General features: G+C 62.9%; 20 protein-coding genes. 9 read left to right on the forward strand and 11 right to left on the reverse strand.

Annotated features, from left to right (window positions below):
- Window positions 1–26 precede the first annotated feature (26 nt).
- Window positions 27–1,136, reverse strand: a complete 1,110-nt coding sequence (locus tag AC07W7_RS12330; protein ID WP_495039395.1) for a 2-aminoethylphosphonate--pyruvate transaminase — start codon at window positions 1,134–1,136, stop codon at window positions 27–29.
- Between the two features lie 112 nt (window positions 1,137–1,248).
- On the opposite strand from AC07W7_RS12330, the gene AC07W7_RS12335 reads away from it, so the two are divergent.
- The gene (locus AC07W7_RS12335; protein ID WP_169901302.1) at window positions 1,249–2,109 is read left to right on the forward strand and encodes a LysR substrate-binding domain-containing protein; all 861 of its coding nucleotides are present in this window, start codon (window positions 1,249–1,251) and stop codon (window positions 2,107–2,109) included.
- Here the strand turns inward: AC07W7_RS12335 and AC07W7_RS12340 are convergent.
- Window positions 2,079–2,984 carry a LysR substrate-binding domain-containing protein gene (locus AC07W7_RS12340; protein WP_099169027.1) on the reverse strand — a complete coding sequence of 302 codons (906 nt, stop codon included), beginning with the start codon at window positions 2,982–2,984 and terminating at the stop codon, window positions 2,079–2,081. The two genes, AC07W7_RS12335 and AC07W7_RS12340, sit on opposite strands and share 31 nt — an antisense overlap.
- A gap of 266 nt (window positions 2,985–3,250) precedes the next feature.
- Between AC07W7_RS12340 and AC07W7_RS12345 the strand changes: the two genes are divergently transcribed.
- Complete coding sequence (locus AC07W7_RS12345; protein WP_076962643.1) at window positions 3,251–4,576, forward strand: MFS transporter; 1,326 nt, start codon at window positions 3,251–3,253, stop codon at window positions 4,574–4,576.
- Between the two features lie 118 nt (window positions 4,577–4,694).
- A complete protein-coding gene (locus AC07W7_RS12350) occupies window positions 4,695–5,402 on the forward strand; it encodes a YebC/PmpR family DNA-binding transcriptional regulator (protein WP_169866410.1) in 708 nt (235 codons plus the stop codon).
- A gap of 133 nt (window positions 5,403–5,535) precedes the next feature.
- On the opposite strand, the gene AC07W7_RS12355 is transcribed toward AC07W7_RS12350, so the two are convergent.
- The gene (locus AC07W7_RS12355) at window positions 5,536–6,840 is read right to left on the reverse strand and encodes a protein kinase (protein WP_495039396.1); all 1,305 of its coding nucleotides are present in this window, start codon (window positions 6,838–6,840) and stop codon (window positions 5,536–5,538) included.
- Window positions 6,841–7,127: 287 nt separating this feature from the next.
- On the opposite strand from AC07W7_RS12355, the gene AC07W7_RS12360 reads away from it, so the two are divergent.
- Both AC07W7_RS12360 and AC07W7_RS12365 read left to right on the forward strand, forming a co-directional pair.
- Complete coding sequence (locus AC07W7_RS12360; RefSeq protein WP_495039397.1) at window positions 7,128–8,735, forward strand: amino acid adenylation domain-containing protein; 1,608 nt, start codon at window positions 7,128–7,130, stop codon at window positions 8,733–8,735.
- The gene (locus AC07W7_RS12365) at window positions 8,732–10,009 is read left to right on the forward strand and encodes a hypothetical protein (protein WP_495039398.1); all 1,278 of its coding nucleotides are present in this window, start codon (window positions 8,732–8,734) and stop codon (window positions 10,007–10,009) included. The genes AC07W7_RS12360 and AC07W7_RS12365 overlap by 4 nt, the downstream gene beginning before the upstream one ends.
- Window positions 10,010–10,027: 18 nt before the next feature.
- Here AC07W7_RS12365 and AC07W7_RS12370 read toward each other — a convergent pair whose 3' ends face one another.
- Window positions 10,028–11,257, reverse strand: a complete 1,230-nt coding sequence (locus AC07W7_RS12370; protein WP_495039399.1) for an MFS transporter — start codon at window positions 11,255–11,257, stop codon at window positions 10,028–10,030.
- Window positions 11,258–11,355: 98 nt separating this feature from the next.
- On the opposite strand from AC07W7_RS12370, the gene AC07W7_RS12375 reads away from it, so the two are divergent.
- Complete coding sequence (locus tag AC07W7_RS12375; protein WP_076962649.1) at window positions 11,356–11,811, forward strand: winged helix-turn-helix transcriptional regulator; 456 nt, start codon at window positions 11,356–11,358, stop codon at window positions 11,809–11,811.
- 26 nt (window positions 11,812–11,837) lie between these two features.
- Here the strand turns inward: AC07W7_RS12375 and AC07W7_RS12380 are convergent, their stop codons facing one another.
- The gene (locus AC07W7_RS12380) at window positions 11,838–12,989 is read right to left on the reverse strand and encodes a M14 family metallopeptidase (RefSeq protein WP_076962650.1); all 1,152 of its coding nucleotides are present in this window, start codon (window positions 12,987–12,989) and stop codon (window positions 11,838–11,840) included.
- A 100-nt stretch (window positions 12,990–13,089) separates the two neighbouring features.
- Here AC07W7_RS12380 and AC07W7_RS12385 point away from each other — a divergent pair, with 100 nt between their 5' ends.
- On the forward strand, window positions 13,090–13,302 hold the full coding sequence (locus AC07W7_RS12385) for a hypothetical protein (protein ID WP_130898216.1): 213 nt from the start codon (window positions 13,090–13,092) through the stop codon (window positions 13,300–13,302).
- Between the two features lie 166 nt (window positions 13,303–13,468).
- Here AC07W7_RS12385 and AC07W7_RS12390 read toward each other — a convergent pair whose 3' ends face one another.
- Window positions 13,469–13,816: a DUF6124 family protein gene (locus AC07W7_RS12390; protein ID WP_495039400.1), complete on the reverse strand. Its 348-nt coding sequence runs from the start codon at window positions 13,814–13,816 to the stop codon at window positions 13,469–13,471.
- A 129-nt stretch (window positions 13,817–13,945) separates the two neighbouring features.
- On the opposite strand from AC07W7_RS12390, the gene AC07W7_RS12395 reads away from it, so the two are divergent.
- A complete protein-coding gene (locus AC07W7_RS12395) occupies window positions 13,946–14,590 on the forward strand; it encodes a LexA family protein (protein WP_495039401.1) in 645 nt (214 codons plus the stop codon).
- Here AC07W7_RS12395 and AC07W7_RS12400 read toward each other — a convergent pair.
- From AC07W7_RS12400 to AC07W7_RS12415, 4 genes are read right to left on the reverse strand one after another with little or no spacing between them, the layout of a single operon-like run.
- A complete protein-coding gene (locus AC07W7_RS12400; protein ID WP_495039402.1) occupies window positions 14,587–16,539 on the reverse strand; it encodes an acetyl/propionyl/methylcrotonyl-CoA carboxylase subunit alpha in 1,953 nt (650 codons plus the stop codon). The two genes, AC07W7_RS12395 and AC07W7_RS12400, sit on opposite strands and share 4 nt — an antisense overlap.
- Window positions 16,536–17,342 (reverse strand): gamma-carboxygeranoyl-CoA hydratase, encoded by an 807-nt coding sequence (locus AC07W7_RS12405; protein WP_076962654.1) that lies wholly within the window; start codon window positions 17,340–17,342, stop codon window positions 16,536–16,538. The genes AC07W7_RS12400 and AC07W7_RS12405 overlap by 4 nt, the downstream gene beginning before the upstream one ends.
- Window positions 17,343–17,356: 14 nt before the next feature.
- Window positions 17,357–18,964, reverse strand: a complete 1,608-nt coding sequence (locus AC07W7_RS12410; RefSeq protein ID WP_076962655.1) for a carboxyl transferase domain-containing protein — start codon at window positions 18,962–18,964, stop codon at window positions 17,357–17,359.
- Window positions 18,965–18,975: 11 nt separating this feature from the next.
- Window positions 18,976–20,139, reverse strand: a complete 1,164-nt coding sequence (locus AC07W7_RS12415) for an isovaleryl-CoA dehydrogenase (RefSeq protein WP_076962656.1) — start codon at window positions 20,137–20,139, stop codon at window positions 18,976–18,978.
- A gap of 171 nt (window positions 20,140–20,310) precedes the next feature.
- Here AC07W7_RS12415 and AC07W7_RS12420 point away from each other — a divergent pair, with 171 nt between their 5' ends.
- Window positions 20,311–21,996: an AMP-binding protein gene (locus AC07W7_RS12420; protein ID WP_495039403.1), complete on the forward strand. Its 1,686-nt coding sequence runs from the start codon at window positions 20,311–20,313 to the stop codon at window positions 21,994–21,996.
- A 671-nt stretch (window positions 21,997–22,667) separates the two neighbouring features.
- On the opposite strand, the gene AC07W7_RS12425 is transcribed toward AC07W7_RS12420, so the two are convergent.
- Window positions 22,668–23,567, reverse strand: a complete 900-nt coding sequence (locus tag AC07W7_RS12425) for a hydroxymethylglutaryl-CoA lyase (protein ID WP_076964761.1) — start codon at window positions 23,565–23,567, stop codon at window positions 22,668–22,670.
- Window positions 23,568–23,578 lie beyond the last annotated feature (11 nt).

Here is a 23,578-nt window from a genome sequence, read left to right on the forward strand (position 1 = left end):
CCTGAAGGCCCCATCGCCGAGGGGAATCAGATTTCGAGCACTTCCATCTCTTGCAGCGCCTGACCGATCGCCGCCACCGCCGCCTGCATCTCGGCCTGGTTGACGTGACCGATGCAGCCGACGCGGAAGGTCTCCACCTGGGTCAACTTGCCCGGATACAGAATGAAACCCTTGGCCTTGACCCGCTCGTAGAAGTCCTTGAACTGGTAGCGCGGGTCCTTCGGTGCGTGGAAGGTGATGATGATCGGCGCCTGGATCGCGGCCGGCAGGAAGCTGCGCAGGCCCAGGTCGGCCATGCCGTCCAGCAGTGTCTGGCAGTTGGCGGCATAGCGCTGGTAACGGGCCGGCAAGCCGCCTTCTTCGTTGTATTGCAGCAGCGCTTCATGCAGCGCGGCCACCACATGGGTCGGTGGGGTAAAGCGCCATTGGCCGGTCTTGGCCATGTAGGCGTGCTGGTCGAACAGATCCATGGCCAGGGAATGGCTGTTGCCCTGGGCGGCGGCCAGCGCCTGTTTTTTGACAAAGACAAACCCCATGCCCGGCACGCCTTCCAGGCATTTGCCGGAGGCGGCGATCAGGGCATCGAAGGGCACTTGGGCGGCGTCGACGGGCAGTGCGCCAAACGAGCTCATGGCATCGATGATCAGGTGCTTGCCGTGGCGTTGGATGACCTGGGCGATCTCCGGCAGCGGGTTGAGGATACCGGTGCTGGTTTCGCAGTGGATCAGCGCGACATGGGTGATGCGGCTGTCGGCCTGTAACAGGCGGTCGACATCGGCGGCGGTGGTAGGCTGGTCTTCAGCGGTTTCAAAGGTGCTGAACGGGCGGCCCAGCACTTCGCAGATTTTTGCCAGGCGCTTGCCGTAGGCACCGTTGATCAGCACCAGCACCTTGCCATCCCGGGGCACCAGGGTGCCGATGGCGGCCTCGACGGCAAAGGTGCCGCTGCCCTGCAATGGTACGCAGTGATGGCTGTCGCCACCGTTGATGATGGCCAGCAGTTGCTCGCAGAGGCTGGCGGTCAGTTGGTTGAAGCGGTCATCCCACGAACCCCAGTCAACCATCATCGCCTGGCGGGTGCGGGCAGAGGTGGTCAGGGGCCCAGGTGTGAGCAGGATCGGCGCGGCAGTACTCATTCTCATGTCCTCGCAAAGCAGTGGGATGAAGCTACGGGGCATAAATTGCAGTTTGCCTTGTCATCAATCAAATTGTTTGTTGTTATGCCAGCCATCAGTGAGGCCGATAGCTATGAATCTTTTCCAACTCCGTGCATTTGACGCCGTGGCCCGGGACGGCAGTTTTACCCGGGCCGCCGCCCGCCTGTTTATCAGCCAGCCGGCCGTGACCGGGCATATCAAGGCGCTGGAAGAGCACTACCAGATCACCCTGCTGCGGCGTACCGCGCGGCGGGTGGAGTTGACAGAGGAGGGCACCAAGCTGGCGGCCATCACCCGCAGCATCTTCGGCCTGGTGGATGAAGCACAGACCCTGCTCGAAGCCAACCGCCAATTGCTGACCGGGCGCCTGGAGGTGGCGGCCGACGGGCCGCATATGGTCATGCCGATGCTGGCCAGGCTGCGGGCGCGTTACCCGGGGATTACCGTCAACCTGCGTTTGGGCAATGCCCAGGAAACCCTGGCCGCGTTGTTGTCCGAACATGCGGATGTAGCGGTGTTGACCGAAGTGGAACCGCGCAAGGGCGTGTATCTGCAACCCTTGCGCGAGTCACGTATCTGCGCCTTGGTGCCGGCTGGCCATCCGTGGCTGGCGGACCCGGCGGGGATCCGCCTGGAGCAGTTGGACCAGGTGATCATGGTGCTGCGCGAGCCCAGTTCCATCACCCGCCGCACCTTCGACGACGCCTGTGCCAAGGCCGGCGTGCAGCCCAGGGTGTTGCTGGAACTGGACAGCCGCGAAGCGGTGACGGAGGCGGTGGCCGCCGAGCTGGGGGTGGGCGTGGTGTCCTCGGTGGAAGTCAGCCGCGATCCCCGGGTGCACGCGATTCCCATTCGTGGCGATGGGCTGCTGAACCATCATAGGCTCGGCTGCATGGAGCGGCGCCGGGAGTTGCGCTTGATTCAGGCGTTTTTCGAGCTGGCCTCAAGCTGATCTTCGCGCAGGCTCTCGCGGACAATCTCCAGAAAAGTCGCCACCACCCGCCGCGAGCTCTGCTCCTTGAGGCACACCAACGTTTCCTTCATGCGCTGGGTGCAGTCGCGGATGGGCATGGCATACACCCGCGAATCCGCGCCGAATTCCGACGCCGACACCACGCCCACGCCAATCCCCACCACCACCGCTTCACGGGCGGCCTCGCGGCCTTCCACCTGGATCGCCGGGCGGATGCGCAGCCCGGCCTGGTGCATCTCGCGCTCCAGGGTCTGCCGGGTCACCGAGCCGGTTTCGCGCAGGACCAGGGGCGTGTCGTCCAGGTCCGCCAGGTCGATGGACTCGCGCCCGGCCCACGGGTGGTTGCGTGCGACGAACGCCAGCATCGGGTCATCGCGCAGGGGGATCGAGAGCAGGCGCTCATCATCGACATCGCGCCCCACCAGCGCCAGGTCGGCTTGATAGTTGTACAGGCGGTACAGTGCATCATCGGTGTTGCCGGTCTCGATCTTCACCGTGATCCCCGGATAGCGTTGGCAGAACCGGGCGATTTGCGGCAGCACATGCACCGGCGCGTCCACCGCCAGGGTCAGGCTGCCGGTTTGCAAGGCCTTGGAGTCTTGCAGCAGCTCGTGGGCTTCGGCGGCGATGACAAACAGGCGCTGGGTGATACTCAGCAGGCGCTCCCCCAGGTCGGTCAGGCGCACCGAGCGCTTGTTGCGATGGAACAGCAGCACGCCAAAACGCTCTTCAAGCTTGCGCACCTGGTCGGAAATGGCCGGCTGGGTGAGGAACAGCCGTTCGGCTGCCAGGGTAAAGCTGCCGTGGACGGCCACGGCGTGGAAGGCTTTGAGTTGGGCATGGGATACCGGCATGGCACGACCTCTTACAAGCTGAGCTTATATTTGAAATACGATAAATCGATTTTACCTATTAGTCAGCCATTGCTTTGATAGCCCCCAGTCGCCGCAGGTTGAGTCCTACAACTTCGGCGACCATGGGCCCTTGCGCGCAACCTTGCAGGACTCATCTGACCAGTACCCGGCGCCCTGCGACCCGGTACTGCAGTGCAAAACAATAACAACACAGGCAATTGCTTCTCGACTCTGCCGGCACACTCACACCTGAGGTCAGAACCACCATGAATATCCCTATGGGTAGCATCAAGCGTTGGCGCGTGCAGATTTTCGCCATCACCTGGCTGGCCTATGCCGCCTTCTATTTCACCCGCAAAGCGTTTTCCGTGGCCAAGTTGGGGATCGTCGACGATCCGAGCTTCCCGCTGGACAAGATGATGATGGCCAACCTGGATGGCCTGTACCTGGCGGCCTATGCCGTCGGCCAGTTCACCTGGGGCATGCTCGCCGACCGTTTCGGCCCACGGGTCGTGGTGTTGGGCGGGCTGGTGATTTCGGCGGCCGCCGCCCTGGTTATGGGCACGTTTGCCACCTTGCCGATCTTTGTCACGTGCATGTTGATCCAGGGGCTGGCGCAGTCCACCGGCTGGTCGGGGCTATGCAAGAACCTTGGCAGTTTCTTCCCGGCGCAACAGCGCGGGCGGGTGCTGGGGTTGTGGAGCTCGTGCTATGCGTTTGGCGGCCTGGTGGCCTCGCCGTTTGCCGGCTGGTGGGCCTATACCCTGATCGGCAGCTGGCATGCGGCATTTATCTCCAGTGCCGCCGTGGTGGCGGTGGTGGCGGTGCTGTTCTTTATCTTCCAGCGCAACACGCCACAGGACGTCGGCCTGCCGGAAGTAGAGCCCGAACCGGCAATGAGTGCGCAAGAGCAGGCGGCGGCGAAGAAAATCAGCATCCTTGAGCCGTTGCGCGCAATCTTGCGCAACCGCACGGTGCTGACCCTGGGCCTGGCGTACTTCCTGTTGAAACCGGCGCGTTACGCGATCCTGTTGTGGGGCCCGGTGATTGTCTATGAGCAGATGCCCTCGGTGGGCAAGGTCGGCGCGGCCATTGTGCCGACGGCGTTCGAGCTGGCGGGGTTGCTGGGGCCGATCATGATTGGCCTGGCGTCCGACAAACTGTTTGGCGCCCGACGCATGCCGGCTTGCGTCCTCAGCCTGTTGGCGCTGACCGTGTCCCTGGCGCTGTTTATGGGGGCGTTGCATACCGGCAGCGTGATGCTGGTGATGGCCTTGCTGTTTGTCATGGGCCTGACCCTGTACGGGCCGGACTCGATGATCAGCAGCACCGCGGCGATCGACTTCGGCACGGCCAAGGCCGGCGCCACGGCGGCGGGCTTCGTCAATGGTTGCGGTTCGGTGGGGGCGATCCTCGGTGGCCTGTTACCGGGCTACTTCGACACGGTAACGGTGTTTATCGTGTTCGCCGGCGCCGCGTTGTTTTCCGCGCTGGTGCTGATGCCCTATTGGAACGCCCGGCCTGCGGTATTGGCGCAAGTGGGCGACTTTGTGCCGGATCGCACTGTGGCGATCAAACCCCTGCGCACCTGAGGCGCCTGCAACGCTGGCCGGTTTTTTGGTGGAACGATGGGGGCTTGCCCTATAAACTCTGCGGCCAAAGCGCCGGCCAGTAGACGTCTCGGCGCCACGGATATCAAGAGAGTGAGTCATGGGCGCACAGTGGAAGGTTAAACATAAAGAAGCGGCATCCAATGCCAAGGGCAAAATCTTCGGCAAACTGGTGAAAGAGATCACCATTGCCGCCCGTAACGGTGCGGACACCGCGACCAACGCCCACCTGCGTCTGGTGGTCGAGCAGGCCAAGAAGGCCTCGATGCCCAAGGAAACCCTGGAACGCGCGATCAAGAAAGGCGCGGGCCTGCTGGGCGAGACCGTGCAGTACCATCGCGTGACCTATGAAGGGTTTGCCCCGCACCAGGTGCCGTTGATCGTTGAATGCGTGACCGACAACATCAACCGTACCGTGGCGGAAATCCGCGTGGCGTTCCGCAAGGGGCAACTGGGGGCTTCGGGCTCGGTGGCCTGGGACTTCAACCACGTGGGGCTGATCGAGGCCTCGCCGGATACCCCGGACGCCGACCCGGAAATGGCCGCCATCGAAGCCGGCGCCCAGGACTTTGAAGACGGTGAAGAAGAGGGCACGACCCTGTTCATCACCGAGACCACCGACCTCGACGCAGTGCAGAAAGCCTTGCCGGACCAGGGGTTTACCGTGTTGTCGGCGAAGTTGGGCTACCTTGCGAAAAACCCGGTCAGCGGCTTGAGCGACGAGCAGATGGCCGAAGTCGAAGCCTTCCTGGAAGGCCTGGACAACCATGACGATGTGCAGGATATGTTCGTCGGCCTGGCGGGCTAAACCCGGCCTGGAATTATGGGCGCAGACTCGTGTGGGAGTGGGCTTGCCCGCGATAGCGGTGGGTCAGCCAGCTGATGTGCCATCTGATACACCGCAATCGCGGGCAAGCCCGCTCCCACATTTGCACGGCGTTTCAGAGTGAGGACAGCAGTGTCTCGATCTCTTGGAACGCCGGTCGCGCCAGCACCTGCGGCTGGCAGCAACTGTCACGCAGCGCCTCCAGCACCTGGCGCTGTTCATCGCTCAGGCCTGCGTCAATCCGCTCCAGCAACTCCCCCAGCAACACCCCGAACGCCCGCACTTCAATGCGCTGCAATGCCCTGGTTTCCAAGGTGTCTGCTATGGCGTGGAAAGATGCCGCGCCAAAGTCCCCGAGCAGGCAATCGCCTTGGGCATTCCACAGGATATTGTGCCCATACAGGTCACCATGGGTAATGCCGTGCCGGTGCAGATGCGCCGCTACGGAGGCGATGCCGCGCGCCATGCGCAATGCCACTTCCAGGCTGAAACGGGTGGCAGGCTCGTAGATGTCCCGGGTGCAGGACGCCAAGCTGGGCAGGCCGGCGAGGTTGCGGTAGCTCGGGTCGATCAGGTCCATCACCAGGGCGGCCTGGTCAGCGGGGTGGCCGACCACGCGGCCTTGCACCTTGATCAGGTTGGGGTGCAGCCCGGCGGCAATACAGGCCTGCATTTCGTGCAGCGGTGAACCGTCGCTGGTGATGGTGCCCTTGTAGAGTTTGACCGCGACCGGCTCGTTCGACGGTTTGCGCAGCGCCTTGCGGATCACGCCTGAAGCGCCTTCGCCCAGCACGTCGGCCAGCTCCAGCTCGGCCCAGGGAATATTCGGCGTCGCGTCATCAGTTGCCACGTCCACCGCGCTTTCCACCGGGTTGCCGGCATAGGCCAGCCAGGTCAGGCGCGGCAGTGTCAGCAGCCAGTGCGGCAATTGCGTCAGGCGGTTGGAGGCGATGCGCAGCAGTTCGAGGTTATGGCACTGGGCCAGGCTCGCCGGTAGTTGCTCCAGGCGGTTGCCGGCCAGCATGAGTTTTTGCAGCAGTGGCCGCTCACCAAGTGCGTCCGGCAACTGGCGGATGCGGTTATCGGTGAGGATCAGCCAGCGCAACGAGAGCGGGAGTGCGGCGGCGGGCACCTGCTCGATCTGGTTGGCCTTGAAGCCGACCATGCTCAACTGCGGGCATTGGCCCAGGCACGCCGGCAGTTCGGTGAAGTTGTTGTCCGAGCAAAACAGCACGCGCAAGTGGGGCAGGCGGTGCAGGTCGTCCGGCAGGCTGCTCAGGGCATTGCCACTGAGGTTGAGGATTTCCAGGGAGTCGGCCAGGTCGAAGATTTCCCGGGGGAACTGCGTCAGGCCGCAGGACAGGTCCAGGCGCTTGATGCCAGCCAGTTGGCCAGCCTTGAGTTGGGCAAGGGTATCCATGAACAGCTTAGGTCACTCGACAGGGGCAAAGGGGCTCATGATAGCGGCTTGAGCGCCAGCGAGCTGACTTGTTGCAACTGCCCCGGCCTGGCAGGCGATGGGGCGGTGTTGAGGGAAACGCCTACCGGCAAAGGTTGTTCCATCTGTAGGAAAAGTAAGCGTTAGAGAGAGTCTTGGTCTCTATCGTTTGTGGGCTCTCGTGGCCCTGTAATGTCGTGAATTGTCCTCAGTCCAGCCCTCTGCCTGCCCGAACACTGTGAGGCAGGGGCCAGATGAGGAGTTGACCCATGATATCGGCGACAACAGCGGATAGCGGATTTGCTTGCACCAAGGCACTGGGCCATTTGCCCATTATCCAGCGTAATACCCTTGAAGCCTGGGGATGCGGGCCGGCACGGCCACTGCCGTACGCGTGTATACACCAGGCGTTCGAGGCGCATGCAGCGGCAACCCCCCATGGGATCGCCGCGCTCTGGCGGGGCCAGAGCATCAGCTATGAGCAGTTGAACCGCCAGGCCGACCGGCTGGCCCGGCACCTGATCGAGCAGGGGGTGGTGGCGGGCGACACGGTGGCGCTGTTTGTCGAGCGGTCGATCCCCATGCTGGTGGGGATGCTTGCGGTGCTGAAGATTGGTGCGGCCTACGTACCGCAAGATGCCAGGATCACCCCGCCGGCGCAGTTGGCGATGATCCTTGGGGCGTTGTCGAGTACCGTGGTACTGACCTTGTCGGGGTTCAAGGATCGCCTGCCGCTGGCAGCGGGCCAGCCGTGTGTGTGCCTGGATGAGTTCCTGGCACAACAGCCGTGGGTGGCGCAGGCGTGCGCGCTGAACGTTGCCGCGCCGGACCCTGCCAGCCTGTGCTTTGTACTGTTTACCTCCGGGACGACAGGGCGGCCCAATGGCGTACGGGTGACCCACCGCAATGTCTGCAATCTTGTGCTGACGGCACCGGGCAACCTGGGAATCAAGCCGGGCATGCAGGTCGGGCAAATCCTTAATATCGCGTTTGACATGGCCGCCTGGGAAATCCTCGGCTGCCTGGCCCATGGGGCGACGTTGCATATCCGCCAGCAAGACATCGGCGAAACGGCCCGCCAGTGCCAGGTGCTGATCGCCACCCCATCGATACTCGCCACCCTGGACCCCCAGCGGTGCCCCGCGCTTGAGGTGGTGGCGGTAGCGGGGGAGCCATGCCCGCAGGCCCTGGCGGATCGCTGGGCGGCCCATTGCACCTTCTACAACGGGTGCGGCCCCACCGAAACCACCATCGTCAATACCCTGCATCGGCATGTACCAGGGGCACCATTGACCATCGGTAAACCGACGCCCAACAACACGGTGTATGTGCTGGATGAACACGGCCAGGCCTGCGCGCCGGGGGAAGTGGGGGAGATGTGGGCCGGGGGCGACGGGGTGACGGCGGGCTATCTGCAGGACCCGCTGTTGACCGCGCAGCGCTATCGTCCCGACCCGTTCCTGGCGACGGGGCGGATGATGTTTCGCACGCGGGACCTGGGGCGCTGGACGGACGAGGGGGCCCTGGAGCATCTGGGGCGGGTCGACGACCAGGTCAAGGTCCGCGGGTTTCGCGTGGAGTTGGACGCGGTGGCCAGCACGCTGGAGGCCAGTGGCGCTTGTAGCCGGGCGGTGGCGCTGAAACTCGACAGCCAGCACCTGGTGGCGTTTGTGACACCCGCCACGGTGGACATTCCGGCCGCCAGGCAGTCCTGTGTGCAACGGCTGGCCTACTACTGTGTACCCGCCGTGATTTTTGCCCTGGACCACTTGCCACTGACGGCGCGCGGCAAGCTCGACAAGGCCTTGCTGTTGCAATGGGCCCGCGACAGCGAGGAGGGGCGCCGACTGGCCCTGAAAGCCGGTGAGCGAGCATGATTGAGCGGTGGATGGCGACAGTGGTGCCCGCCCGGCCGGGCGGGTGGCGGCGCTGGTGTGGCTTGCCGATATTTTCCCATTACAACCGGCTGGTGGTGTTGGTGCTGCTGGGCAATGGCTGGTATGCGCTCTGCGGCTTGGAACTGCCCGAGATCGACGTGCCGCAGGTGTCGATGCTGGTGATGATCAACCTGGCCCTGGCAATCCTGGTGCGCCAGCAGTATGTGATCAATGGGCTGTTCTGGCTGGCGACGCGCATTCCGGTGAGCTGGCCACTGTATGTGCGCCGCCACGCCGCCAAGGTCTATCACCTGGGCGGGCTGCACAGCGGCGGTGCGCTGGCGGCGACGCTGTGGTTCGCCGTGCTGGTCGGCAGCCAGGGCTGGCGATATCTGCAACAGCCGCAGAGTGTTTCGGCGCCGTGGTTGCTGGTCAGTGCGGCACTGTTGGGCTTGTTGTTGCTGATGGTGCTCATGGCGCAGCCGGGGATCCGCCGTCGCTTTCACAATGGCTTTGAGCGTGTGCACCGGTTTGCGGGGTGGGGGGCCTTGCTGCTGTTCTGGGTGCAGGCCCTGCTGGCCGAGGCCCCTGCGGCGGCGTTGTGGGTGCTACTGGTGCTGACCTTCAGTATTGCCCTGCCTTGGTTGCGGTTGCGCAAAGTGGCGATCAGTCATCAGCGGCCTTCCGGCCATGCCGTGATCAGCACATTGCGACACACCACGCCCTTTGCCGGCTCGTCTACGGCCATCAGCCTGCAGCCGCTGCTGGAGTGGCATTCATTTGCCAATATCCCGGCCCCGGGCCAGCCGGGCTTTCGCCTGATCATTTCCAGGGCCGGGGACTGGACGGGGCGTTTTATCGAGCAGAGGCCGTCCCATGTGTGGGTCAAGGGCATCACCACAGCGGGGGTGGCCCATGTCGAGACCTTGTTCAGGTCGGTGGTGTATATCGCCACCGGCAGCGGTATTGGCCCGGTGATGCCGCACTTGTTGGCGAGGCAGGTGCCGATCCAGTTGGTATGGTCCACCCGCAGCCCGGCCAAGACCTATGGCGAGGAATTGGTCGCAGAAATCCTCCGTGCACAACCCCATGCCGTGATCTGGGATACCGATGTACGGGGCAAGCCTGACCTGGTGCAACTGGCCTACGCCGCGGTGCAGGATGTGGGGGCCGAAGCGGTGATCTGTATCGCCAACCAGGCGTTGACGCGCCGGGTGGTGGAGGAAATGGAGGCGCGGGGGATTGCGGCTTATGGCGCGATCTGGGATTCCTGAGCAAAAGGCCTGCATCCCCTATGGGCTGTTGCTGCATTTGGCGGCGGCGTTGTTCCTGGGTTGGACTGGCCGTGACAAGGGCTGCGCCGCTAGGGTCGCCCGCCAGTACACCAGGGCCAGTAGATTGATGGCGGCGCCCAGGGCACAAACGCCGAGCCAGCCGCCCCAAGCGTACATCAAGGTGGCGCCGAGCGAGCCTAGGGCGCTGCCCGCCGAGTAGAACAGCATGTAGCCGGCCGCCAGTCGGCTCTGGGCTTGGGGGCGCACGCTGTAGATCAGGCTCTGGCTGGTGACATGCACAGCTTGCAGGCCGAGGTCGAAGGCAATCACCCCGAGCAACAGCGCCCACAACGACGACTGGGTGAAGGCGATGGGCAGCCAGGACAGCAGCATCAACGCCAGGGCCATGCCGCTGGTCCACTGCGCCCAGCCTCGGTCCGCCAGGCGCCCGGCATGGGCCGCGCCCAGCGCGCCGACGGCACCGGCGAGGCCGAACAGGCCGATCTGGGTGTGGGACAACGACAGGGGCGGGGTGCTCAGGGGCAACACCAGCGGGGTCCAGAGCACGGTGCCAGCGGCAAAAACCAGGCACGCCAGCACGGCACGATCGCGCAGCACTTTTTCTTCGCGCAACAGGCGGAACACCGAGCCGAGCAACTGGCGATAGGTACCTGGCGCCCGGGGTTGTTCGGTGGTGGGCAAGACGCGCCAGAGCAAGAGCGCCATCAGCAAGGTCAAGCCAGCCGACAACAGGTACACCGAACGCCAGCCGGCCAGGTCCGCCATGATCCCGGACACCGTGCGCGCCAGCAGCAGGCCGACCACGATGCCACTGGTCACCAGGCCCACCACATGCCCCCGTTGCTCGGGCCGCGCCAGGTTGGCGGCATAGGCCACCAGCACCTGGGCCACCACCGCGAGCAGACCCGTCAGCAGCAGGCCGGCCAGAAACCCAACGCGGCTGTTAGAGAGGGCCACCAGCAACACCGCGCCAGTGGACAGCAGTAACTGGCCGACGATCAAGTGCCGCCGGTTGAGCAGATCGCCCAACGGCACCAGCAGTAACAAACCGACGCCATAGCCGACCTGGGTCAGGCTGATCACGATGCCGACAGTGGCAGGGGCCATGGCGAATGTCGTGGCCATGGCATCGAGCAGGGGCTGGGCGTAATAGACATTCGCCACCGACAAGCCACAGGCCATGGCGAATAGCAGCACCACGGCGCCGCTTAAAGAGGATTGAGGCATGCTGGGCTCTGATTATGGTTTTAAAATGAAACTTGTTGTACTGTAGGTATCCCAGTTTTATATTGCAACTACATTATTCAGTCAGGCAGGCACCAGTCATGGTCAAACTCACCCGTTTTGAAAGTGCCGAATGCCCAGTGGCGCGCTCCCTGGAGGCGATTGGCGATGGTTGGGCGCTGTTGATCATTCGGGATGCGTTCGACGGTATCCGCCGTTTTGGCGAGTTCCAGCGCAGCCTGGGGATGGCCAGGAACATTCTGTCGGCACGCCTGCGCAGCCTGGTCGGCCATGGGATTTTCGAGATCGTCCCGGCCTCGGATGGCAGCGCTTACCAGGAGTACGTGTTGACGGAAAAGGGCAGGGGGTTGTTTGCCGTGATCATTGGGTTGCGGCAATGGGGCGAGGGGTTTTTCTACGCCGAAGGCGAGGCCCATTCGGTGCTGTTGGACCGGGAGCACGGGCAGCCGCTGCAGGCTTTGCACGTGCAGGCGGCGGATGGCCGGGTGCTTGGGCCGCAGGACTGCGTGCGGGTGGCGGCGCAGTCCGAGGCTTAGGGTTAGCGGCGCTTATTGGGGCAGGTTCAGCGCAGTACGCTGACTATATCCGCCACGGTGCTCAGCACGTCCTTGCCCAGTTGCCGGGAGCGTTTGCCGGACCAGCCGGTGTGCGGGTCGGGGGCATCGTCGTTGTCCTTGAACGGCATTTCCAGGGTCAGGGACAGGCAGTCGAATTTCTCGCCCACGCTGTTGCAGGCCAGGGTCATATTGGCCTGGCCCGGCAAGTCGCGGGTGTAGCCATGGGTGGTCTGGAAGTCGCGGGTCAGCTCGCTCAAGTGGCTGCGAAAGTGTTTTTCCAGGCCCTCGATACGCGGCGTGTAGCCAGGGTTGCCTTCACAGCCGGCGGTGAACACGTAGGGGATTTCCTCGTCGCCGTGGATATCCAGGAACAGGTCGACGCCGTATTTCTCCATTTGCTGCTGGACGAACAGCACTTCCGGGCTCTGTTCCTGGCTGGCGCTCTGCCAGGCGCGGTTGAGGTCCTGGCCCATGGCGTTGGTGCGCAAGTGGCCGTGGAACGCGCCATCCGGGTTCATGTTCGGCACCAGGTACAGGTCGGCGGCGGCCAGGAGTTTTTTCAGTTCGGCATCGCCGTCCTGTTGCAGGCGTTCGATGATGCCTTCCATAAACCACTCGGCCATGTGCTCGCCCGGGTGCTGTTGCGCAATGATCCAGACCTTGCGCCGCCCAGCGCCCCCCTTGCCACGGCGCAGCAGGGGAATATCACGGCCTTCGACACTCTTGCCGGTGGCCAGCAATTGCGTACCGGCACGGTTCAGCGCCTGGTCGATCAGCCAGGCGTGACGCTCGCGGCTGTAGGGTTCGAAGTAGGCGAGCCAGGCATGTTTTTGCTCGGTCTGCAGTTCGATGTGCAAGGTTTCGCCATCAAAGCGCGTGGGGACCCGGAACCAATTGATATGGTCATAGGACGCCACGGCGTTGTAGCCACTCCAGGCATGTTTGTAGGAAGACTGGCCAGCGTTGCTCAGGCGGAAGGTATGGGTATGACCTACGTGCATCCCTTCGGCCTTGAAGTGGAACCATTGGAAGTGCTGGCTGCGGGTATCCGGCTTGATTGCCAGCAGTAACTGATGGGCATCGCTGGTGTCGAGCACCTGGATATTGCCGCTGTCGAAGTCGGTGCTGATTTTGATGGAGGTCAAGGCCACGGTCATAGTCTGCTTGCCTGAGTATGAGAGTTGTGACAGGCAGTTTACACAGGCGCGGGGTAAAGTCTGGACGCAAATGATTGCGAAAAAGGAGGGGGCGTCGTCCATGACGCCGCAGCAGCTTAGAGTCTATGAGATTGATTCTCAAGTGCTAATTTGGAAAGAACCGGGCCAGAGCGCTTTCTTGGCTTTCTTTCGGCGATGGTCTTTTGCTACCATGCGCGCCATCAAGCAACACACAGTCTTCATTAGCCTGAAGCCACGCCAGAATAACTGGCAAAAAAAAGACCCGGCCAAAGAGCCGGGTCAAAAACCGTGATTAGCCTGATGAGGAGATATTCCAAGAGTCCGACCTAAGGTCCCTTGGTCTATCGACTGATCTCGCGACCAGCTGCATGCAATAATAATCATTATCATTTGCAAGTCAAATGTTTTTATCGTCCAGATAGAAATATTTTTCTCGCTGTTCCTGCACATCTACCGGCTCACGGGGTTTTCCCGCCTGCCAGGTGCAGTGGACGCTCCAGCATGGCCTTGGCCATATCAATCAGATACACCACCGAAAACGCCAGGTCCCGGGTGCCCCCCAGCTTGTTGTTCGCCAGTTCATACGCAATGGCGGCGGCGCTACGCAGCAGGTCCGAAGCATGGACCAGGGCTTCTTCACTGCTGACAGTGGGGTTGGCTTCAAAAAAGGCCACCTCGTCCGAGGCGAGGGTTGTCTCTTCTTTCAAGTAGTAGTCCAGTGCGCGTCGGGCTGCATCGCTGCCCTGCAAAAACTTTATTTCGTCGTTATCAGGTGTGCCAGGCAGGTGATCCGGGGTTATGGTCATGAGGTCGGTGCTCTGGGTGGGAGGGTGAACAGGTGGGACTGATAATAATACGATCTGTATTTATGTCATTTGATTGATTACTACAAACTGTTTATTGTCGCCGTGAATCCACCCGGTATTGTCTGCCCCATGGATAAATGGATAGCGTTGGTCAAAGCCAACATGAAGGCCCGCAAGGTCACGCAGAATCAACTGGCCGCGCGTCTGGGCATGTCCCAGGGCGGCATTGGCCATTGGCTGGGCAAGCGCCGGGTGCCGAGCCTTGCCGATATGAACCGGGTGCTCGAAGAGCTGGGCCTGGGTTACCTGGAAGCGGCGCTGGTGATCCGCGAAAGGGGCGACGGCCCGGCAGACGACACCGCGTCGGCCGTTCAATACAACCCGTATTTTCGCTACCCCGTGAGTGACTGGAAGCAACCCTGCCGGGTGCACGAAGCGCGGCCAGCCTATGGCCCTGGGCGTTTTGAGGCGAGTGACTACGACGCCAGCGGCGAGGCGTTCTGGCTACAGGTGAGCGGCGACGCAATGACCGCGCCCAGTGGGCCGAGCATCGCCGACGGGATGATGATCCTGGTGGACCCGGCCCTCGACGCCGAACCCGGCCACCTGGTGGTGGCCCAATGGGTCGGCAGCAGCCAGGCGACCTTTCGTAAGTTGATCGAAGAAAGCGGCCAGCGTTACCTGGTGCCGCTCAACCCGACCTATCCAAAGGCGCTGCTGACCGATGACTGCCGGATCATCGGCGTCGTGGTACAGGCCACGGTGAAGTTCTAGGCCTGGGCCTCCAGCTCCACCAAGGCGCTGCCTTCGCCGACCATTTCGCCTTCCTGGCAATACAGCGCCTTGACCACACCAGCATGGGGCGCGCGGATGCTGTGCTCCATCTTCATCGCTTCGAGCACCACCAGTTGCGTGCCGGCCTCGACCGTCTGGCCGACCTCCACCAGCACCCGCACGATGCTGCCGTTCATAGGCGCCGTAAGGCCGTCCTGATGGGCTTGCCCGGCCTCGACGGCGGCGATCGGATCAAACAGCGTCACGCTGCGCATTTCGCCTTGCCAGCGCAGGAACAGCGTCGGCCCCTGGCGCACGGCCAGGTGCGAGCGGCGTATGCCGGCGTCTTCGATCAACAGCTGTTCGTCGCGCAGTTGTGGCGCAGTGGTGGTTTGCAGTGTCACCAGGCGGTCCTGACCGTCGCAGCTCAGGTGCAGTGATGTCTCGGCAGGCAGGCCTGCACGAAACCCCTGTGTCGCAGCCCACGGCGAGGCGGGGTCGTCGTCCCGCAACCGAGGCAGTTGGCTTTGCATAAACCCATGGCCAGCCGCCTGCCAGAATGCATCGTTCAACGCGCTTGCAACAGGCAGCAGTTGCTCCTGATAGCGCGGGATAAACCCGGTATCCAACTGCGCCGCGGCGAACGCCGGGTGGCCGATGATGCGCCGCAAAAAGCCCAGGTTGGTCTTCAAGCCGCCGACTGCAAATTCGTCGAGCATGCTCAACAGGCGCAGGCGTGCCTGTTCGCGGTCCTCGCCCCAGGCAATCAGCTTGCCGAGCATCGGGTCGTAGAAGGGCGAGATGTCGTCGCCTTGCTCGACGCCACTGTCCACCCGGCGTCCCGGGCCTGGCGCCGACTCGCGGTACAGCGCCAGATGCCCGGTGGCCGGCAAGAAGTCATTGGCCGGGTCTTCGGCATACAGCCGCACTTCAATGGCGTGGCCGCGCAACGGCACCTGCTCCTGGGTCATCGGCAGCGGTTCGCCTTGCGCCACGCGAATCTGCCACGCCACCAGGTCCAGGCCGGTGATGGCCTCGGTCACCGGGTGTTCCACCTGCAAGCGGGTATTCATCTCCATGAAGAAGAACTCACCGCGTGCATCCAGCAGGAACTCCACGGTGCCGGCGCCGACATAGCCAATCGCCTGGGCGGCACGCACCGCTGCCTCACCCATGGCCTGGCGCAGGGCAGGGCTGAGGCCGGGGGCGGGTGCTTCCTCGACGACTTTTTGGTGGCGACGCTGGATCGAGCAGTCGCGTTCATTGAGGTACAGGCAATGGCCGTGCTGGTCGGCAAACACTTGGATTTCCACGTGACGCGGCTGGATCAGGTATTTCTCCACCAGCATCTGCGCGTTGCCAAACGACGACAGCGCCTCACGCTGGGCCGAGGCCAGGGCTTCGGCCAGCTGGCTTTCGTCCTCGACCACTTTCATGCCCTTGCCGCCGCCGCCAGCGGTGGCCTTGAGCAGCACCGGGTAGCCAATGCGCGCGGCGGCCTGGCGGAAGGTTTCCAGGTCCTGCTCGGCGCCGTGGTAACCCGGCACCAGCGGCACACCGGCGGTTTCCATCAATGCCTTGGCCGCCGACTTGCTGCCCATGGCATCAATGGCCGAGGCGGGTGGGCCGAGGAAAATCAGCCCGGCCTCTTCAATCGCCCGCGCAAAGCCTGGGTTCTCGGAAAGAAAGCCATAGCCCGGGTGAATCGCCTGGGCGCCGCTGGCCTTGGCGGCGGCGATCAGTTTGTCGATCTGCAGGTAACTGTCGGCGGCCTTGCTGCCGCCCAGGTCCACGCGGATATCGGCTTCGCGGCTATGGCGCGCATCGCGGTCCGTGGCGCTGTGCACGGCAACGGTGGTCATGCCCATCGCCTTGGCCGTGCGCATGACCCGGCAGGCGATTTCGCCCCGGTTGGCCACCAGCACGCAGGTAATCAACGGCAAACTCATGAACGCGGCTCCTGGGACTGCCAACTGGGCGTACGCTTTTGCAAAAATGCGCGCAGGCCTTCCTGGCCTTCGGCGCTGACGCGGATACGGGAGATGGCGTTTTCGCAGTAACGGCGCAGCGCCGGGGTCAGCGTGCCGTTACCCACTTCGCGCAGCAAATCCTTGCTGGCGCGCATGGCGGCCGGGCTGTTGAGCAGCAGGTTGGCGGTCCATTGCTCGACCTGCTGCTCCAGCGTATCGAGAGGGTAGCTTTGCGCCAACAGCCCGATGGCTTGGGCCTGCTGACCGTCGAAGCGTTCTGCGGTCAAGGCATAGCGGCGTGCCGCGCGCTCGCCAATCGCCTGCACCACAAACGGGCTGATCACCGCCGGCGCCAGGCCGATGCGCACTTCCGACAGGCAGAACTGCGCATCATCGGCGCCAATGGCCATGTCGCAGCAACTGATCAGGCCCAGGGCGCCGCCATAGGCCGCGCCCTGGACCACCGCCAGTGTGGGGATCTTCAACTTGGCCAGGTTGTACATCAGCTCTGCCAGCTCGCGGGCGTCGTCGAGGTTGGTGTGGTAGTCCAGCTCGGCCGACTGTTGCATCCAGGCCAGGTCCGCGCCGGCGCTGAAATGCTTGCCGCGCCCGCGGACCAGTAGAAAACGCAAGGCGGCATCGGCCTGCACCTGGTCCAGGGCAATGATCAGCTCACGGATCATCTCGGCGTTGAATGCGTTGTTCTTCTCTTCCCGGCTCAACCACAGGGTGGCAAAGCCCCGGGGGTCGTTGACCAGTTCAACGGTGTTGAAATCGCTCATGGGTGCAGCTCCAATTACATGCGGAACACGCCGAAGCGGCTCGGCTCGATGGGGGCATTCAGCGCGGCGGACAAGGCCAGGGCCAGCACGTCGCGGGTCTGCAAGGGGTCGATGACGCCGTCATCCCACAGGCGGGCGCTGGAGTAATAGGGGTGGCCCTGGGTTTCGTACTGGTCGAGGATCGGCTGCTTGATCTGCGCTTCGTCCTCGGCGCTGAACCCCTGGCCACTGCGCTCGGCCTGTTCGCGCTTGACCTGCACCAGCACACCGGCCGCCTGCTCGGCGCCCATCACGCCAATGCGTGCGTTGGGCCACATCCACAAAAAGCGCGGATCATAGGCGCGCCCACACATCCCGTAGTTACCGGCACCAAAGCTGCCGCCGATGATCACCGTGAATTTCGGCACCTTGGCGCAGGCCACGGCCGTGACCAGCTTGGCGCCGTGCTTGGCGATGCCGCCGGCTTCGTACTTCTGGCCGACCATAAAGCCAGTGATGTTCTGCAAGAACAGCAGGGGAATCCCGCGCTGGCAGGCCAGTTCGATAAAGTGCGCGCCTTTTTGCGCCGCTTCGGCAAACAGGATGCCGTTGTTGGCGAGAATCGCGATGGGGTAGCCATGCAAATGGGCAAAGCCGCAGACCAGTGTGGTGCCGAACAGCGCCTTGAATTCATCGAAGACCGAGCCGTCCACCAGCCGCGCAATCACTTCGCGCACATCGAAAGGTTGCTTGGCGTCGGCCGGGATCACCCCGTACAACTCGTCGCTGGCATACAGCGGTGCGACCGGCGTGCGCTGCTGCAACTGCCCCTGTTTGTGCCAGTTGAGGTTGGCGACGCTGCGGCGGGCCAGGGCCAGGGCGTGTTCGTCGCTGTCGGCGTAATGGTCGGCCACCCCGGAGATCTTGCAGTGCACATCGGCACCGCCCAGGTCTTCGGCGCTGACCACTTCGCCGGTGGCGGCCTTCACCAGGGGCGGGCCGGCGAGGAAGATGGTCGCCTGTTGGCGCACCATGATCGCTTCATCGGCCATCGCCGGCACATAGGCACCGCCGGCGGTGCAGGAGCCCATGACCACGGCGATCTGCGGGATGCCCTGGGCGCTCATATTGGCCTGGTTGAAGAAGATCCGCCCAAAGTGCTCGCGGTCGGGAAACACCTCGTCCTGGCGCGGCAGGTTGGCGCCGCCGGAATCCACCAGGTAGATGCACGGCAGGCGGTTCTGTTCGGCGATGGTCTGGGCGCGCAGGTGTTTTTTCACGGTCAGCGGGTAATAGGAGCCGCCTTTTACCGTGGCGTCGTTGGCGACGATCATGCATTCCACGCCTTCAACGCGGCCGATCCCGGCGATCACGCCAGCAGCGGGTACGTCTTCACCGTAGACCTGATACGCCGCCAGTTGGCTGAGTTCGAGGAACGCCGAGCCCGGGTCGAGCAGGCGGTTGATGCGCTCGCGCGGCAGCAGCTTGCCACGGGAGGTATGACGCTCCTGGGCCTTGCTGCCGCCGCCTTGCTGGACCTGGGCGAGCAGGGTGTGCAAGGCATCGACCTGTTTGAGCATCGCCGCGCTGTTGGCGGCAAACTCTGCCGAGCGCGGGTTGAGTTGGGTGTGCAGGGTGGCCATGGTGCACTCCCTCAGCGGGTTTCGTTAAACAGTTCGCGACCAATCAACATGCGTCGGATCTCACTGGTGCCCGCGCCGATTTCATACAGCTTGGCATCGCGCAGCAGGCGGCCTGCGGGGAATTCATTGATGTAGCCATTGCCGCCAAGAATCTGGATTGCATCGAGGGCCATCTGCGTCGCGCGTTCGGCGCTGTACAGAATCACCCCGGCGGCGTCCTTGCGCGTGGTTTCGCCGCGCTCGCAGGCCTGGGCCACCGCATACAGGTAGGCACGGCTGGCGTTGAGCTGGGTGTACATGTCGGCGACCTTGCCCTGGATCAGCTGGAACTCACCGATACTCTGGCCGAACTGCTTGCGGTCGTGGATGTACGGCACGATCAGGTCCATGCAGGCCTGCATGATCCCGGTGGGGCCACCGGAGAGCACCACGCGCTCGTAGTCCAGGCCACTCATCAGCACTTTGACTCCGCCATTGAGCGCGCCGAGGATGTTTTCTTCGGGCACTTCGACGTCATCGAAAAACAGCTCGCAGGTGTTGGAGCCGCGCATGCCCAGCTTGTCGAACTTGTTGCTGCGGCTGAAGCCTTTCGAGTCGCGCTCGACGATAAACGCGGTGATGCCATGGGCGCCTTTTTCCAGGTCGGTCTTGGCGTAGATCACATAGGTGTGGGCATCGGGGCCGTTGGTGATCCAGGTCTTGCTGCCATTGAGCACGTACACGCTGCCACGCTTGTCGGCGCGCAGCTTCATCGACACCACATCAGAACCGGCATTCGGCTCGCTCATGGCCAGGGCGCCAATGTGTTCGCCGCTGATCAGCTTGGGCAGGTACTTGAGTTTCTGCTCGTGGCTGCCGTTGCGGTTGATCTGGTTGACGCACAGGTTGGAGTGCGCGCCGTAGGACAACGCCACCGAGGCCGAGCCGCGGCTGATTTCTTCCATGGCCACCACGTGGGCCAGGTAACCCAGGCCGGCACCGCCGTATTCTTCCGCCACGGTGATGCCCAACAGGCCCATGTCGCCGAACTTGCGCCACATATCCACGGGGAACAGGTTGTCGATATCGATCTGCGCCGCCCGTGGCGCCAGCTCCTTGGCCACGAAGGCCTGCACCTGGTCGCGCAGCATGTCGATGGTTTCACCGAGGGCGAAGTTCAGGGTCGGGTAACTCATGGGAGGGCACCTATAAACATTATTGTTGTGGGGCTGGCGACGCCATTGGGCGGTCACCTTTACGTTAACGTAAACTTGCGTTGCATGACTGTCAATCGTAGCTTACGTTAACGTCAAGCTCGCGCCTGACCGGCGCACCGTCCACCTACAAAAAAGACAATAGGGGTCGTCATGGATCAACCGAATCAGAGCTACAGCCGTGGCCCACAGGACAAGGCCCTGCTGGCCATGACCATTGGCCAGGCATTTGACCGCACCGTGGCGCAGCACCCGGAGGGCGAGGCCCTGGTGGTGCGCCATCAGCAGCTGCGCTACACCTGGCAGCAATTGGCCGCAGCCGTGGACTTGCATGCCCGCGCTCTGTTGGCCCTGGGGCTGCAGGCTGGGGATCGCCTCGGCATCTGGGCGCCGAACTGCGCCGAGTGGTGCATCAGCCAGGTGGCCAGCGCCAAGCTTGGGGTGATCCTGGTCAACATCAACCCGGCCTACCGCAGCAGCGAACTGGAATACGTGCTCAAGCAATCGGGTTGCCAGTGGTTGATCTGTGCTGGCGCGTTCAAGTCCTCTGACTATCACGGGATGCTACAGGCGCTGGTGCCGGAACTGGCGGAGCAGGGCATCGGCCAATTGCACTGTGAGCTGTTACCCGAGCTGCGCGGGGTGATCAGCCTGGATGCGCGACCGCCCTCGGGGTTCCTGCCCTGGTCGCAATTATCGGCCCTCGGCGCGGGTATTCCCGCCGAACACCTGCACCGCCGCGAGGCCAGCCTGCACTTCGATCAAGCCGTCAATATCCAGTACACCTCCGGCACCACGGGCTTTCCCAAGGGCGCCACCCTCAGCCACCACAACATCCTCAACAACGGCTACATGGTCGGCGAAAGCCTGGGCCTGACCGCGCAGGACCGCCTGGTGATCCCGGTGCCGCTCTACCATTGCTTTGGCATGGTCATGGGCAACCTGGGCTGCATCACCCATGGCACCACCATGATCTATCCCAATGACGGCTTCGATCCGCTACTGACCCTGGCCGCCGTGGCCGAAGAACGCGCTACCGGCCTGTACGGCGTACCGACGATGTTTATCGCGGTGCTCGATCATCCGCAACGCAGCACGTTCGACCTGTCGACCCTGCGCACCGGGATCATGGCCGGCTCCACCTGCCCGATCGAGGTGATGCGCCGGGTGATCAGCGACCTGCATATGAGCGAAGTGCAGATTGCCTATGGCATGACCGAGACCAGCCCGGTGTCGCTACAGACCGGCGCGGATGACGACCTGGAGCGGCGCGTGACCACGGTTGGGCGCACCCAGCCGCAACTGGAAAGCAAGATTATCGACGAGGCCGGCAACACCGTGCCGCGCGGGCAGATCGGCGAGTTGTGCACCCGTGGCTACAGCGTGATGCTTGGCTACTGGAACAACCCCGAAGGCACCCGCGAGGCCATCGACGACGCCGGCTGGATGCACACCGGCGACCTGGCGAGCATGGATGAGCAGGGCTATGTGTGCATCGCCGGGCGCAACAAGGACATGATCATTCGCGGTGGCGAGAACGTGTACCCACGGGAGCTGGAGGAGTTCTTCTTCACCCACCCGGCGGTGGCCGATGTGCAGATCATCGGCATTCCCGATGAGCGTTACGGCGAAGAGATCGTGGCCTGGATCAAGTTCCACCCGGGGCACGTGGCCAACGCGCTGGAGCTGCAAACCTGGTGCAAGGGGCGCATTGCACACTTCAAGACACCGAAGTATTTCCGCTTTGTCGAAGAGTTTCCGATGACGGTGACGGGGAAGATCCAGAAGTTTCGGATGCGGGAGATCACGATCGAGCAACTGCGAACGCTGAAACCCTGATCTAAAGGGTGGGAGCTGGCTTGCCTGCGATTGCGGTTTATCAGTCAACAATTGAGTAGCTGACACACCGCTATCGCAGGCAAGCCAGCTCCCACATTAACGGTGGCGTGTCAGTAGGCATTGTTTTCATCCAGACAGCACAAAGGGGAGCCGAAGCTCCCCTTTAATTTGTTGTTACGTGCTCTTTTTTTATTATTGAGGGGCGGTCTATTGTTGTTTTTGGCAACCGTGGCCCTTTACCGCTGTTTTGGCGACCCCCATCCGGGGTCAAGAGCAAACGTATTTTTTTGAGCGCTGATCTGCTTCTTCGCACGCGATCCAACCAGTGGGTAGCTACCTTGGGGTAGTTTTATTGTTCTCTGCCCGGTTGCGAGTGGCGGCTTGCGCCGTACCCTGCGAAGCACATCTTCTCCAAAAAAATCTGTTAGCTGCGTCTCTGCCGTGTTGTTTTTGTTATGTCAGAGTCGGTACGTCTTATTTTTATTAGGTTTGGTGCTTTTTATTCTTGTTATGCCATAGAGATAGCAGAAGCCGTGCCAACTTTTAAAATGCCTTTAAAATCAATAACTTGATTTTTTAGTGGGAAATTTACTTCAGAAAATGCGACAAAATATGTTCCCGTGTTACCCGATGTGTAGCCGCGAGGTAACACATCGTCACGGGCACAGTACTCAACTGGCACTACGGGCCTTGGCCACGCGTGAACCGGTGGGGCGGCCCAGGACTGTGCAGATCTGTTGCCCCGCCACCAGCAACGTATCCAGGTCGATACCGGTCTCGATGCCCAGGCCATTGAGCAGGTACAGCACATCCTCGGTGGCCACGTTACCGCTGGCGCCCTTGGCATAGGGGCAGCCGCCAAGGCCCGCGATAGAGCTGTCGAACACCGCGATACCTTCCAGCAGGCTGGCATAGATATTGGCGATGGCCTGGCCATAGGTGTCATGGAAGTGCCCGGCAAGCTTGGCCCGGGGCACGTCCTTGCCCACCACCTCGAACATGCGCCGCGTAGCGCCTGCGGTGCCGGTGCCGATGGTGTCGCCCAGGGACACCTCATAACAGCCCATGGCATACAGCTCGCGGGCCACCGCTGCGACTTGCGCTGGCGCGACCTGGCCTTCATAAGGGCAGCCCAGCACGCACGACACATAGCCGCGCACACGGATGCCCTGCTGCTGCGCCGCCGCCATGATCGGGGCAAAGCGCTCCAGGCTCTCGCTGATGGAGCAATTGATATTGCGCTGGGAGAACGCCTCGGACGCCGCCGCAAACACCGCGACCTCCTTGACCCCGGCCGCCAGCGCGTCCTCGAAGCCCCGCAGGTTCGGCGCCAGGGCGCCATAGATCACGCCCGGCTTGCGCTGGATCTGCGCAAACACCTCGGCGGAGCCGGCCATCTGCGGCACCCACTTGGGCGAGACAAAGCTGCCGACTTCGATATAACCCAGGCCGGCCGCACTGAGGGCGTCCACCAGTTGTACCTTGTCGGCCACGCTGATGGGCTGTGCTTCGTTTTGCAGGCCGTCGCGCGGGCCGACTTCGATCAGGCGCACAAAAGAGGGGAGAGACATGGGAGCTACCT

The sequence above is a fragment of the Pseudomonas sp. GW821-FHT01D09 genome, from assembly GCF_059422465.1.